Origin of the sequence: Luteibacter aegosomatis, assembly GCF_023078455.1 — a bacterium.
Lineage (GTDB): Bacteria > Pseudomonadota > Gammaproteobacteria > Xanthomonadales > Rhodanobacteraceae > Luteibacter > Luteibacter aegosomatis.
Genome location: NZ_CP095740.1, coordinates 2,590,059 through 2,605,304, shown reverse-complemented (window position 1 = coordinate 2,605,304; position 15,246 = coordinate 2,590,059). Strand labels below are relative to the sequence as shown.

Here is a 15,246-nt window from a genome sequence, read left to right as displayed (position 1 = left end):
CGCCTGCGTATGATCCTCCGCTACCAGGGGGACGTCTTTACGTCTGATTCCGCTCCGCGTGCATGAACTGCGCGTGGCGGTGGAGCGTGCTCGCCCCCTTCATATGGAAAGGGGGTGGTGATGAATCGTGTGTTCCGCGTCGTCTGGTCCAGGGAACTGAATGCCTGGGTGGTGGCTTCCGAACTCGCCGGCAGGCATCGCAAGGGAAGGGGGCGCAGGAGCGGCACGAGCGGCGATGGACGCGTCGCACGCGGCAGCCGCCGAGGCATCGGGCTGGCGGCCGGCATCCTCTTCGCCATCGCGGCTTGGCACGCACCGCTGGCGCATGCGGCGGAGCGCTACTGGGATCCGAATACCGGCGCGTCCGACAGCGGCGGCACGGGCACGTGGAACACCACGCAGGCGATATGGAATTCTGCGAGCGACGGCATCGCGGGGCCCTTCATCGTCTGGAACAACGCGGCGCTGGACAACGCGATATTCGCGGGCAGCACGGCGGGAATCGTCAGCCTCGGCAGTCCCGTGACCGTACACAACATCACGTTCGCCACGGCGAACTACACGATCAAGGATGGGACGCTGACATTGGCGGGCACCGCGCCGACCCTCACGGGTACGGGCACGATCAACTCGGTCGTCGCAGGCAACGGCGGCCTGACCAAGGACGGTGCCGGCACGCTCACCCTGGGAGGCGCCAACACCTTCACCGGAGGCGTCAACGTGTTCGGCGGCACGCTCGTCGTCTCGTCCGACAACGGCCTGGGCGCCGCGGGCAACGGCGTGACGTTGGCCGCGGGGGCCGGTCTCACCGCCAACGCCGCGCTGGCCGGTACTCGTGTCGTCACCTTGTCCGGGGCCACCAACAGCAGGGCCAATCTTCGTGGGGCGCTGGGTGCGGCACGCTTTTCCGGCACCGGTGGCATCGCCGCGGCCAGCGGCGTGACCATGAGCAACGCGGCGAGCGATTACACGGGCATCACCGGGTTCATCGGCGGTGGTACCTACGGGTTCACCTCCGTGGCCGATCTCGGTCTTCCCAGTGCGCTCGGCGCGCCGGTCAACGCGACCGATGGCGTGATCGTCGTCCAGGCCGGCGGCGGCCTCGGCGGAACGCTCAACTACAGCGGTGCCGGCAGCCAGTCGAATCGTGACTGGCAGTTCCAGAACACCTCCAGCGGTGGCACCGCACTGGTCAACCGGGGGACCGGTCCGCTTGTCCTCACCGGCAACATCGCAGGCGTGAACCAGTGGCTCGGCACCATGACATTCAGCGCCTTTTCCGCTGACATCGTCCTGTCCGGCGTCCTCGGTTCGGAGTCCGATCGCGCATTCTCCTATGTAGGCAGCGCGGGCCAGACGATCACGTTGGGCGGGGACAACGCGTATACCGGGCCGACGAGCATCAACGCCATTACGGTGAAGGCGCCTGTGCTGGCCGATACCGGGACGAACAGCTCGTTCGGTGCCGGCAACGGCACCGGCGTACTCGGACTGGTCACGCTGGTCAACGGCAGGCTCAGCTATACGGGCACGGGAGGCAGCGCCGATCGTACCTTCAAGTTCGACGGCGCGAACAACCTCATCTCGAACGATGGTAGCGGCGCGCTGACGCTCACCGGCGATGCGAGCTACGTCGCCGGCGGCATCGATGCGATCACCTTCGGCGGCGGTAACGCGAACGTCTATTCGGGTGTGCTTTCCGGCACCGGCAACCTCGCCATGAGCGGTACCGGCAGTTGGAGGCTGGACGGCGCGAATACCTACGCGGGCACCACCACGGTCACCGGCGGCACGCTGACCGCCGGTAACGCCAGCGCCCTGGGTGCGACCAAGGGCTTCGTGGTGAACGGCGGTACGCTCGATCTCAACGATTTCTCGATGACGGCACCTTCGCTCGCCGGCACCGGTGGCGCGGTCGACCTCGGCAGCGGCACGCTGACGCTGAAATCCGCTTCGGGGAGCGCGTCGTACGCCGGCAGCATCGGCGGCAGCGGTGGCCTCACCAAGCTCGGCCTGGGCACGCAGACGCTCACGGGCGCGAACACGTACACGGGTGCCACCACCGTCGGTGGCGGCACCTTGACGCTGGATTTCGGCGCCGCCGGCGCTCCCGCGTCCAACATCCTGGGCAACGCGTCCGCGCTCGTCATGAGCGGTGGCACGCTCTCGGTCAAGGGTGCGTCGGCGAGCGCCCAGGACTTCGGTGGCTTGACCGTCACGGCGGGAAATAACCGCATCAACGCCACGGCCGGCAGCGGCGGCACGCTGTCGTTGTCGTTGGGCGGGATCGCCCGCAGCGGCGGCCTGATCGACTTCACCTCCGGCACCGGTGCGACGATCGCCACCACCCATGCCGACGGTGCCCTGGGTGGCTGGGCCACGGTCAACGGCACGGACTACGCGCAGGTAAGCGGAGGCGTGATCACCGCATTCACCGGCTACCAGAACAAGGACGATGCCGGCCAGTGGCTCAACGGCGACATCGTCAGCGATGCGGGCGGCAACGCGAACACGCCCTTCGCCAACACCGTGAACGGCAATGTCGTGCTGGGCGGGCTCAAGTACACCGCGCTGGCCAACTCGACGGTGAACGTCGGTGCCGGCAATGTGCTGGACGTGGACGGCACCATCCTGGTGACGTCCAGTGCCGGAGGCAGCGGGCAGAAGATCCAGGGAGGGTCGCTCAGCGGCAGTCCGGGCGGCGGTGCCCTGGGCGTGCAGCAGAACGCCACGGGCACGTTCACCGTCGCTTCGACGATCACCGATAACGGCATGCCCACCGACTTCACCGTCGGCGGCTCGGGCACCGGTGCCGTCAACCTGACGGGTGCCAATACCTATACGGGCACGACGACCGTGAGCGGTGCCACGCTGATCTTCAACACCGTCGCGAACGGCGGGTCGGCCAGCGCATTGGGCGCGTCGTCGGCCGATGCGTCGAACCTGCTGTTCGAGAACGGCACGTTGCGCTACGTCGGTGCCACCGCGTCGACCGACCGCGGCCTCACGCTGGTGAACGGCGGCCCGTCACGCACCATCCAGGTGGACGGCACGGCGAACCTCACCTTCGGCGGCCTGGTCACCAGCCCGGACGATGCCGGTTTCACCAAGGTGGGCGGCGGCACGCTCTCGTTGACCAACGCGACGAACGACTTCGTCGGCCCGGTCGTCGTCGGCGGTGGCGTCTTGTCGGTGGCCACGATCGCCGACGGTGGCCAGCAAAGCAGTCTCGGCGCATCGGCCAGCGATGCGGCGAACCTCACGGTGGCGGGTGGCGCGTCCTTGCAGTACACGGGCGGCACGACGTCGTCGGATCGCGGCTTCACGTTGAGCGGCGGCCCGGGTCATGTCGACGTGGCGCAGGCCGCGACGACGCTGACGATGAGCGGCACCGTCGTCGGCGGCGGAAGCCTGGTCAAGGACGGCGCCGGCACCCTGGTGCTGAACGGCAGCAACGCCTACACGGGCGGCAACAACGTCACGGCAGGCACGTTGCGCGCGGGTACGGACCTCGCCTTCGGCGGCGCGGCGAATGGCGCGGGTGCCGGTGCGTTGACCGTCGCCGGCGGGGCCACTGCCGACCTGGACGGGCACCAGGTATGGGTGACCGGCCTCAACGGCGCAGGCAGCGTCGCGCTTGGCGCGACCACCGGATTGCTGAAACTGAGGGGCGCCGGAACCTTTACCGGTGTCATCAGCGGTGCGGGCGGCGTATCGGCGCTGGCCGGCTCGTCGCAAACGTTCAGCGGCTGCGGCAATACCTACACCGGACCCACGTCGATCGTCTCGGGCAGCATCACCACCGACTGCCTCGCCAATGGTGGCCAGGCCAGCGGCATCGGCGCATCCGGCAGCGCGGCCACGAACCTCACGCTCAACGGCGGATGGCTCAACTACACGGGATCGAACGTCGGCATCGACCGTTCCATGCAGCTCACCGGCAACGGCGGAGTGGCCGTGAACGATGCATCGGCCACGCTCACCATCAGCGGCACCGTTCAGGGGGCGGGCCAGTTGGCGAAAGGAGGCGAGGGCACCTTGCTTCTGACCGGCGCCAATACCTATGCCGGCGGTACGCGTATTCAGCAGGGCGTGGCGAAGGCGGGCAGCAGCCAGGCGTTCGGCACGGGCACCATGTCCATCGACAACACGGCCGGCGCGACGCTCGACCTGAACGGATTCGACACCACCGTCCGTTCGCTTTCCGGGGGCGGCACCACCGGAGGCAGCGTACTGCTGGGTGGCGCGACCATGAGCCTCACCGGGTCGGGTAACGGCGTTCCCGAGTTCGCGGGCACCATTCGCGGCAGCGGCGCGGTGGTGAAGGGCGGAAACTATCGTCAGCTGCTCAGCGGATGCGGTAGCGACTATGCCGGTTCCACCACGGTCAGCGCAGGCACGCTCTCGGTCAATTGCCTGGACAACGGCGGCAACGCCAGTTCCATCGGCGCGTCCGGTGCCGGTGCGTCCAACCTCGTGCTCGACGGGGGCACCTTGCAGTACGTGGGCACGGGTAGCGGTACCGACCGGCTGTTCACCCTCGGCGCATCTGCCACCAGCGCGCTCGACGCGTCCGGCACGGGCGCGGTGCGGTTCACCAACACCGGGGCGGTCGACTTTTCCTCGCAGAACACGGCGCAGACCGTGACGCTCACCGGCACCAGCACGGCCGACAACAGCCTCGCCGCGCAGATCACCGACAACGGCACGGGAAAGACGTCGTTGACCAAGACGGGTACGGGCACGTGGATCCTGCGCAACGCCGACAGCACCTATGCCGGGGTGACGCGTATCGCCGGTGGCGTGCTGGGCGTGGATCATCTCACCGACGGCGGCGAGGGAAGCAGCATCGGAGCTTCTTCCAGCGCGGCGGCCAACCTGGTCATCGGCACGGGCGCCACCTTGCGCTACACGGGCGCGGGCGACACTACCGATCGCCTGTTCACGCTCGCGACCGGGAGCAGTGTCATCGAGTCCTCCGGTACGGGCGCCATCGTGTTCGCCAACACGGGGTCGGCGGCCTATACCGGCACGGGTAACCGCACCCTCGGCCTGGGCGGTACCAATGCCGATCTCAACACCATGGGCGGCACGATCATCGACGGCTCGGGAGGAGCCACGACGGTCGTGAAGAACGGTACGGGTACCTGGGCGTTGACCGGCACCAATACCTATACCGGCGTCACCAACGTCAACGGCGGTACGTTGCAACTGGGCAACGGCGGCACGGCGGGATCGATCGCCAGCGCCACCGCGTTCGTGGAATCGGGCGCCACGCTCGCGTTCGACCGTTCCGACCAGCTCACGCTAGGCAGCCTCGTCACGGGCTCCGGCGGCATACGCCAGGCGGGAAGCGGCACGACGGTACTCACCGCCGACAATACGTACGGCGGTGGCACGACGATCTCCGCCGGTACGCTGCAGCTGGGTAACGGCGGCACGACCGGCAGCATCCTCGGCGACGTGGCGGACAACGGTACGCTCGCCTTCGATCGATCGGACGTCCGTACGTTCAACGGCGTGGTGTCCGGCTCCGGCGGCGTCACCCAACGCGGCGGCGGGACCACGGTGTTGGCGCGGGCGAATACCTACGGCGGGGCGACGACGGTCGAGAGCGGCACGCTGCTGGTCAACGGAAACCAGTCCGCCGCTACCGGCGATGCGACGGTCCGAAGCGGTGCCACGCTTGGCGGTAGCGGCACGCTCGGCGGCAACGTGACGGTGCAGCAGGGTGGCGCACTGAGCCCGGGCGGCGCGTCCGCCGCGGCAGGAACGCTCACCATCGACGGCAACCTGTCGCTGGCCGACGGCGCCACGATGAACTACCAGCTCGGTCAGCCCGACGTGGTCGGCGGCTCGCTCAACGATCTCACGGTGGTGCATGGCAGCCTCGACCTGGACGGCACGCTCAACGTCGCGGCCACGCCGGGCGGCAGTTTCGGCGCCGGCCTGTATCGCATCGTCAGTTACGACGGCACGCTCAACGATCATGGCCTTGCCCTCGGCACGGTGCCGCAGGGCACTTATCAGGTGCAGACCTCGGTCGCGCACCAGGTCAACCTGCTCGACAGCAGCGGTATCACGCTGAACTTCTGGGACGGCCCGACAGGCCACGCCAACGGCACCGTCGATGGCGGCAGCGGCGCATGGCAGAACGATACCGGCAACGGCAACTGGACCGATCCGACCGGTCGTTTCAACGCACCCTACGGCAGCGGCCAGTTCGGCATCTTCATGGGCACGGCGGGTACCGTGACCGTGGACGATACGCTTGGCGCCGTGACCAGTTCGGGCATGCAGTTCGCCGTGGACGGGTACCGCGTGGCGGGTGACGGGATCACGCTCGTGGCGGGCGACGCCTTGATACGCGTGGGCGACGGTACGGCCGCGGGCGCGGGCATGACCGCGACCATCGACGCCGCGCTGACCGGCGCGGGCAAGCTGGTGAAGGACGACCTGGGAACCCTGGTGCTCGACGGCACCAACACCTATATAGGCGGCACCCAGGTCAACGACGGCGTGCTGCAGGTATCGAGCGACGGCAACCTGGGATCCACCGCGGGACCCCTCGGTTTCGACGGCGGAACGCTACGCAATACCGGGGCGTTCGTCAGCGCGCGGGACGTCACGGTCGGCCAGGGCGGTGTCACATTCGATACGCAGGCCGACCTGGGCCTGACCCACGCCATCGCGGGTGCCGGTGCGCTGACCAAGACCGGCGCGGCTACGCTGACGCTCGGCGCGGTCAACACGTACACGGGCGGGACACGCATCGACGGCGGCACCGTGACGATCTCCGACGATGCCAACCTCGGCGATGCCGCCGGTGCGCTGGCGCTCGACGGCGGTACGCTGCTGAACACCGCGGCGGTCACGTCGACACGCGACGTCACGCTGGGCGCGGGCGGCGGTACGTTCGATACGCAAGGCGACCTCTCGCTCGGCGGTGGCGTCGGCGGTGCCGGCGGGCTGACCAAGCATGGCGGCGGTACGCTGGTCCTTTCCGCCGACGCCGACTATGCCGGCGGCACCACCATCAACGCGGGCACGCTGCAATTGGGCAATGGCGGTACGGCGGGTTCGCTCGTCGGCGACGTCGTGAACGACGGTACGCTCGTCTTCGACCGCTCCGACGACCTGACGATCGGTGGCACCGTCACCGGCGGCGGCGCCATCGAGCAGCAGGGTAACGGCACCACGGTGCTGACGGGAACCAACAGCTACCAGGGCCTCACCGCCGTGCGCGCGGGTAGCCTGTTCATCGACGGCGACCAGACCGCGGCGACGGGAATCACCTCGGTCGACGCCGGTGGCACGCTGGGCGGCAAGGGCCTCATCGGCGGCGACGTGACCGTGGCCGACGGTGGCTCGCTTTCGCCGGGCGGCGTGGGTAACGCGCCGGGTACGCTGACGGTAAAGGGAAGCCTCGCGTTCAGCGACGCATCCGGCCTCGACGTCACCATGGGCCAGGCGAACGTCATCGGCGGCCCATTCAACGACCTCGTGCAAGTCGGCGGCGATCTCACGCTGGACGGTACGCTCGATGTCCAGGTGTCGTCCGGCGGCAGCTTCGATCCCGGCATCTATCGCATCATCGGTTACGCCGGAGCGCTGACCGACCATGGCCTGGCCATCGGATCGGTGCCGTCACCCGACTATTTCCTGCAGACCTCGGTGGCGCACCAGGTGAATCTCCTGAACACCGCGGGCCTGGACGTGAATTTCTGGGACGGCCCCCATGCGCACAATGACGGCCAGGTGCAGGGCGGCGACGGCGTATGGCAGAACGACGCCACCAACGAAAACTGGACCGTACCCGACGGCAGCGTCAACGCGCCCTACGACGACCGGTCGTTCTCCATCTTCGCGGGCACGGCAGGCACGGTTACCGTGGATGCGAGCCTCGGTGCGGTCGCCAGCGGCGGCATGCAGTTCGCGACAGGCGGTTACCGTATCCAAGGCGACGATATCGCACTGGTCGACAACCCCGTCGTTCGCGTGGGCGACGGCACGACGGCGGGCATCGGCATGACCGCGACGATCGCTTCCACGCTGACCGGCGTCGAGGGCCTGACCAAAAGCGACCTGGGCACGCTCGTTCTCGCCGGCGAGAATACCTACACGGGCAACACGACCATCGTCGGCGGTACCTTGCAGCTCGGCGAAGGGAGCGCTGGCGGTTCGATCCTGGGCGACGTCACGGACAACGGGACGCTGGCCTTCGATCGCTCCGACGTGCACGCCTTCGACGGCACGGTATCGGGCAGCGGCGGCATCGATCAGCGCGGCTCCGGCACCACCGTGCTCACCGCCGACAACAGCTATACGGGCACCACGACGGTGAGCAGCGGCAGTCTCAGGGTGAACGGTCATCAGTCGGCGGCCACCGGTATGACGTCGGTGCTCGCCGGAGGCACGCTGGGCGGCTCGGGCAGCCTGGGTGGCGACGTGTCCGTCGCCGACGGCGGCACGCTCAGTCCGGGAGCGGCCGATGGCTCGGCAGGCACGCTTACCATCGATGGCGATCTCACCCTCGTCGCGGGCGCGCGCCTGGCGTACCAATTCGGCCAGCCCGGCACGGTGGGCGGCTCGCTCAACGACCTCACCGTGGTGCACGGGGACCTCACGCTGGACGGCACGCTGGACGCCACCACCACGCCGGGAGGCAACTTCGGACCCGGCGTCTATCGCGTCTTCAGCTACGACGGGGCATTGATCGACCGCGGTCTCGCCCTGGGTTCGCCCACGACCGATGCATTCGTGCAGACGTCGATCGCCCATCAGGTCAACCTGGTCAACACGACGGGGCTGACGCTGAGCTTCTGGGATGGCCCGGGCCATGCAAACGATGGCTCGATCACCGGTGGCGACGGAACGTGGCGTCGCGCGGACAACGACTACTGGACCGAACCCGATGGTGCGATCAACGCGCCCTTCACCGACGCATCGTTCGCGGTGTTCGCGGGAACGCCCGGTACCGTGACCGTGGACAACGGCAACGGCCAGGTCGCCGCGGGCGGGATGCAGTTCCAGACCGACGGCTATCGCATCACGGGCGATGCGCTCATGCTCAACGCCAGCGCGGCTACCGTGCGCGTGGGCGACGGCACCGCCGCGGGCGCGGCCGTAACGGCGACGATCGACGCGCCCCTCGTGGGTTCGGCCATGCTGGTGAAAGACGACCTGGGCACCCTCGTGCTCAGCGGCCCCAACACGTATACGGGTGGCACGACGGTGCATGCGGGCACCTTGCAGGTATCCGGCGACGGCAATCTCGGCGATCCGAGCGGTGGCCTGTATGTCGACGACGCCACCGTGCACACCACCGGCGACGTGCTGACCTCGCGCGATGTCGGTTTGGGCGGCGCGGCCAGCTTCGATACCGATACGGGCACCACGCTGGATGTCGCGCGTGGCATCACGGGAACCGGCAGCCTCACGAAGACCGGCGGCGGCACGCTCGTGCTCGGCGGTGCGTCCACGTACGGCGGTGCGACGACGGTGGCTGGAGGCACGCTCGCCGCCGCCCTGGGCGATGCCTTCGACGCATCGTCGGCCTTCGGCGTGAACGACGGCGCCACGCTCGACCTCGCCGGTTTCTCCCAGCACGTGGGATCGCTGGCCAACGCGGGTACGGTGCGCTTTGGCCAGGTACCGGGCACGACGCTGACCGTGCACGGCGACTACGTCGGGCAGGGCGGTACGTTGTCCTTCGACGCCGCGCTCGCCGGCGACGATTCGGTCACCGACACGCTGGTGGTGGCGGGCAATACCTCCGGCGCCACCGACGTGCGCGTGAACAACGTCGGTGGCGCGGGTGCGCAGACCACGAAGGGCATCAAGCTCATCGACGTGAAGGGCCAATCCAACGGCACGTTCTCGCTCAAGGGCGACTACGTCTTCGAAGGCCAGCAGGCCGTCGTCGCCGGTGCGTATGCCTATCGGCTGTACAAGGACGGCACGGACGGCGCCGACGGCGACTGGTACCTGCGGTCGGCGTTGACCACCGGGTCAGGCGACCAGGATCCGCCGAGTGGCCCGTCGCCGCTCTACCAGCCCGGCGTGCCTCTGTATGAAGCCTATGCCGGTATGCTGCAACAGCTGAACACGCTCGATACGCTGGCCCAGCGCACGGGCGATCGCGAATGGCAAGGGCCGGACAAGGGCAACGACATGCAGCCGGGCGAGGGCCTGTGGATGCGGGTGAGCGGCGGCGATCGCACGATCCGACCGGACACCAGCACCAGCGGCGCGAACTACGACGTATCCACCTGGAAAGCCGAAGCAGGCGTCGATACCACGCTGACCGAGGGCGAAGCCGGTCAACTGGTGGGCGGCGCCACGTTGAGGTACGGACGCAATCATGCCGGCGTACGTTCGATCTATGGGCAGGGCAGGATCGACATCGACGATTATGGCGTGGGCGCGTCGCTCACCTGGTATGGCGACGGGGGCTTCTACGCCGACGGACAGGCGCGCTGGATGCGGTTCGACAGCGACATACGATCCACCACGCTGGCCCGGATGCTCAAGGGCGACAACAAGGGGTATGGCTATGCGATGAGCGCGGAACTCGGACAGCGCCTGGGGCTGGACGAAAGCTGGTCGGTGGTGCCGCAGGCGCAGTTGTCCTACGGAAACGCGCGCTTCGACGGCTTCAACGACAGCTTCGGCACGCGCGTGTCGCAGCCGGAGGGCAACGCTCTCACGGCGCGGGGTGGCGTGTCGATCGATTACCGGCGCACGTACCAGGGCATGGCGACACACGTCTACGCCATCGCCAACGTCTACCGCAACATCGACGACAATGCGCGGGCCGACGTCGCCGAAGTGGATGTCTCCTCGCGTACCGAGCGTACGTGGGGAGGGCTCGGTGTCGGCACGTCGCTGGATTGGGGCGGCGGCCGGTATTCGGTTTACGGCGAGATACAGGCGAGCAAGGGAGGAGACAGTCACGTGTTCAACGGCACGGCGGGGTTCCGCATGCGTTGGTGATCGATCGCACGCGTCGGAGGCCGGCGCCCCCGGGGCACTGCCGGCGATCGCGAACAGCTGCCCGTGGATCAAGCAATAACGGCAACTTCATTGAAAGCCGGATGTGCGGGGAGTATAGCCAGCAGCGATGTCCACGTTATCGAACGTGGATCGTGCTCACTCCATGGGAGAACGTCGATATGAAGATCGTATTCGCGGGTCTGGTCATGCTCGTCGCCGCCGTTTCCGTCAACGCCGCCGGTCTCGGCGTTCGCGACGTGAATCACGGCTACGGCAACGCGCCGGTGTGCCCGGATGGGGAGCATGCCGAGTTCGTGGGTGTCGTCAACGGCAAGGCGACGTGGCGCTGCGTTCCAAACTGATCGGTTGGATCGTTTCTCCAGAAGCCCTTCGCGTCGAGACGCGAAGGGCTTTTTCTTGCGCGGGAATAATGCCTAGGAAAAGTTCGGAGCTTTCACCACATGGAATGAACTTCATTTTGGACGCAGTTCACGTAACGCAACATGCGTAGCGCAATTTCGGCATTTCTTTTCCCGTGCGTGCCGGAATGGCTTGTCGTTGAATCGTGATACACGACACCATCCATGGGCCATTCGACGGTGTTTGACGCAAATGCATGCAAGTCTTCGGCAACACCGCAAGAACTTGCGCGTTGCAAAGCCTGTCACATTCTTCGAAGAATCTACGAAGCGAAAGAAACGCGATGCATGCATCGAACGCGTTTCGTTATTCGTAAGCATTGACTCAATTAATTCATTCGGTCTTTGAATATCTGGGGGGTTGCGCTGCGTTTCGGATGACCTGCCGCGGGTCGTTCGTGTACCTCTGAGGGGAGGGGAGTTGGCTGCTCGGTCAGCCGTGGATGCCGTATCGATCCGCCCGCTTATACGGCGCGGCGACGGGTTCACGCGCCTGTAGGGATGCGTCGTTCGTGGAAAACGTACTACTTTTTGCAGGGCAGGGATCCCATCATTTCCAGATGGGACGGGAGTTGTTCGGCGGCGATGCCGGCTTTCGCTTCCACATGCGCGAAGCCGATCGCGTCGTTCGCGAACGCTGCGGCGAGTCGGTCGTCGACGTGCTGTATGCGGAGCGCAACACGCGCGACGTTCCGTTCGACCGCTTGCTGCACAGTCATGCCGCCATCTTCATGGTGGAACATGCGCTCGCCATGGCGTTGCTCGATCGCGGGCTGCGCATCGACGCGGTGATGGGCGCAAGCCTCGGCTCGTTCGCGGCGGCGGCGATCGCCGGTTGGCTCGACATGGAAACCGCGTTGATCGCCGTGATCGAGCAGGCTCTCGCGCTGGAAGCGCATGCGGAGCGTGGCGCCATGATCGCGGTGATGGGAGAGCCTGAGCGCTTTCTCGATGCGGAGCTGCTCGAGCTGTGTGACGTGGCCGCACGCAACTTCGCCACGCACTCCGTGCTCGCGATGCCCGAGCGGCATGTCGACGCCGTCGAATCATGCTTGCGCCGTGCCGGTCTCACCTTTCATCGGCTACCGGTAGCGTTTGCCTTCCATTCGCGCTGGGTAGACGCGGCGCGGCCGGCCTACCAATCCTTCCTGGGCACGCTGTCCATGCGTGAGGGGCGGCTTCCGGTCATCTGCTGCGCGAAGGCCGAAGCCTTCGATCGCGCGCCCGATGGCCATTTCTGGTCTGTCGTACGCGATCGGATCGACCTGCCGCGGACGCTCGAGCGGATCGAGGCAAGCGGGAGCCGTCGTTACGTCGACGCGAGCCCCGGCGGCACGATGGCCACCTTCCTGAAATACGGCCTGCCCGCAGGCACGGCATCCCAGGTGTATCCGCTCATGTCGCCGTTCGGTGGCGACGTGGCGCGGCTGGATGCGCTCGCGCCCCGCAAGACGCAGGTACGACACACGCGCATATCGGAGTCATCCACCATGAAGGCAGTCATTTTCCCGGGCCAGGGCTCGCAGTTCAGGGGCATGGGCAAGGACCTCTTTCCGCTCTTTCCCGACAAGGTGAAGAGCGCGTCGGACATCCTCGGCTACTCCGTGGAAGACTTGTGCCTCAACGATAGCGGGGGGCTGCTCTCGCAGACGCAATACACCCAGCCCGCGCTGTACGTGGTGAACGCGCTGCACTACTACCGGCAGCAACAGACCGGCGGCGACCGTGCCGCCACGTTCTTCGCGGGCCACAGCCTCGGCGAGTACAACGCCCTGCACGCGGCGGGCGTCTTCTCTTTCGAGACGGGCCTTCGGCTGGTGCAGAAGCGAGGCGAATTGATGGGCAGGGCCGGCGGCGGTGGCATGGCCGCGGTACTCGGTACCTCGGCGAGCGACATACGCACCGTACTCGACGAGCACCGGCTCGACGGCATCGATATCGCCAATCTCAACACGCCGACGCAGACGGTGATCGCCGGCGACCACGATGCCCTGAAGGCGGCGGCGGAGTTGTTCGCACGCCTGAACCTGCGCTACGTGCCGTTGAACGTCAGCGCGCCGTTCCATTCGCGCCACATGCAGCCGGTGCAGGCGGAGTTCGCCGATTTCCTCAAGCAGTTTTCGTTCGAGGCGCCGTCGGCGACGGTCATCGCCAATGCCACCGCGCGCCCTTATGACGGCAGCCGCATCGCCGACACGCTGGCCCGGCAGATCGCCACGCCCGTGCACTGGGTGGATTCCATCCGCTACGTGATGGGCAAGGGCGACGTCGAGTTCCAGGAAGTGGGTGCCACCATCCTGTCGAAAATGGTGAACGAGATCCGCAGCACCCAGACGCCGATCTTCGACGAGGTGGCCGAGCGGGTGGAGGGCATCCTGGCCGACGCCGACGCCGATGCCGATGCCGATGCCGATGTCGAGGACGCGGTACGCGACGACGTGGCGCCGATCACCGCCGACTCGCTGGGCAGCGCCACGTTCAAACGTCGCTACGGCCTGCGCTACGCGTACATGACCGGCGCGATGTACCGCGGCGTGGCCTCGGCCGACCTGGTCATCCGCATGGGCAAGGCGGGTTTCCTCTCGTTCTTCGGCGCGGGCGGGCTGTCGACGGCGAAGATCGAAACCCACCTGGCGCGCATCCGCGCCGAACTGTCCGCCGGCCAACCCTTCGGCATGAACCTGCTGGCGAATTACGAGTACCCCGAGCAGGAGGAGGCCGTCGTCGATCTCTACCTGCGCCACGGCGTGAAGAACGTGGAGGCCGCCGCCTTCATGCAGATGACGCCCGCCCTGGTCCGCTACCGTCTCCAGGGGCTTCGCCGCAGCGAGCAGGGCGCGCTCGTCTGCGACCACCGCATCGTCGCCAAGGTGTCGCGTCCCGAGGTGGCCCAGGCGTTCATGAGTCCGCCGCCGCCGGCCATCGTCGAGAAGCTGCTCGAACGCGGCCAGGTCACCCGGCAGCAGGCGGAATGGTCGCAAGGTATCCCCATGAGCCACGACATCTGCGTGGAGGCGGATTCCGGGGGCCATACCGACGGTGGCATCGTGGCGGTGATGTTGCCGCCGTTGATGCGCCTGCGCGATCGCATGCAGGCGATGCATGGGTACGCGGATCCGGTCTGCATGGGCCTGGCCGGCGGCATCGGCTGTCCCGAAGCGGCGGCCGCGGCCTTCCTGCTCGGCGCCGACTTCATCGTCACCGGCTCGATCAACCAGTGCACGGTGGAATCGGGCATGAGCGCGGACGGCAAGGCGCTGCTGCAGGCGATGGACATCCAGGACACCGAATACGCACCGGCGGGCGACATGTTCGAGATCGGTGCGCAGGTGCAGGTGCTGAAGAAGTCGGTCTTCTTCCCCGCGCGGGCGAACAAGCTGCTGTCGCTCTACCGGCACCACGAAAGCCTCGAGGACATCCCCGAGCGCACGCGGCGTCAACTGGAAACCACCTTCTTCAGGAAGACCTTCGCCGAGATCTGGGACGACACCCGGCGCTATTTCCGGTCGGCGGGCATGGAGCACGAGATCCTCAAGGCCGAGGCCAACCCGAAGCACCGGATGGCGCTCACCTTCCGCTGGTACTTCGCGTACTGCACGCGCATCGCCATCGAGGGCAAGGGCGAGGATCGGGTCAATTACCAGATCCAGACGGGTCCGGCACTGGGTTCGTTCAACCAGTGGGTGAAGGGCACCGCGCTGGAGCCATGGACGGCGCGCCACGTGGACGACATCGCCCACCGGATCATGGATGCGGCGGCGGATCACCTCACGCGATCGTTCTCGCGACTTCGTCGCGGTTGAGTACAGGGCATTCAAAGGGCAGGCAAGCG

The 15,246-nt window shown here is 67.2% G+C and carries 3 protein-coding genes; all 3 read left to right on the top strand.

Features of this window, described 5'->3' with window-relative positions; all coding sequences use genetic code 11:
• The first annotated feature begins 120 nt into the window (after nt 1-120).
• Nucleotides 121-10,995: an autotransporter-associated beta strand repeat-containing protein gene (locus tag L2Y94_RS11490; protein WP_247366572.1), complete on the top strand. Its 10,875-nt coding sequence runs from the start codon at nt 121-123 to the stop codon at nt 10,993-10,995.
• Between the two features lie 179 nt (nt 10,996-11,174).
• Nucleotides 11,175-11,357: a hypothetical protein gene (locus tag L2Y94_RS11485; protein WP_247366571.1), complete on the top strand. Its 183-nt coding sequence runs from the start codon at nt 11,175-11,177 to the stop codon at nt 11,355-11,357.
• A 569-nt stretch (nt 11,358-11,926) separates the two neighbouring features.
• Complete coding sequence (gene fabD, locus L2Y94_RS11480; protein ID WP_247366570.1) at nt 11,927-15,217, top strand: ACP S-malonyltransferase; 3,291 nt, start codon at nt 11,927-11,929, stop codon at nt 15,215-15,217.
• The last annotated feature ends 29 nt before the right edge of the window (nt 15,218-15,246 follow it).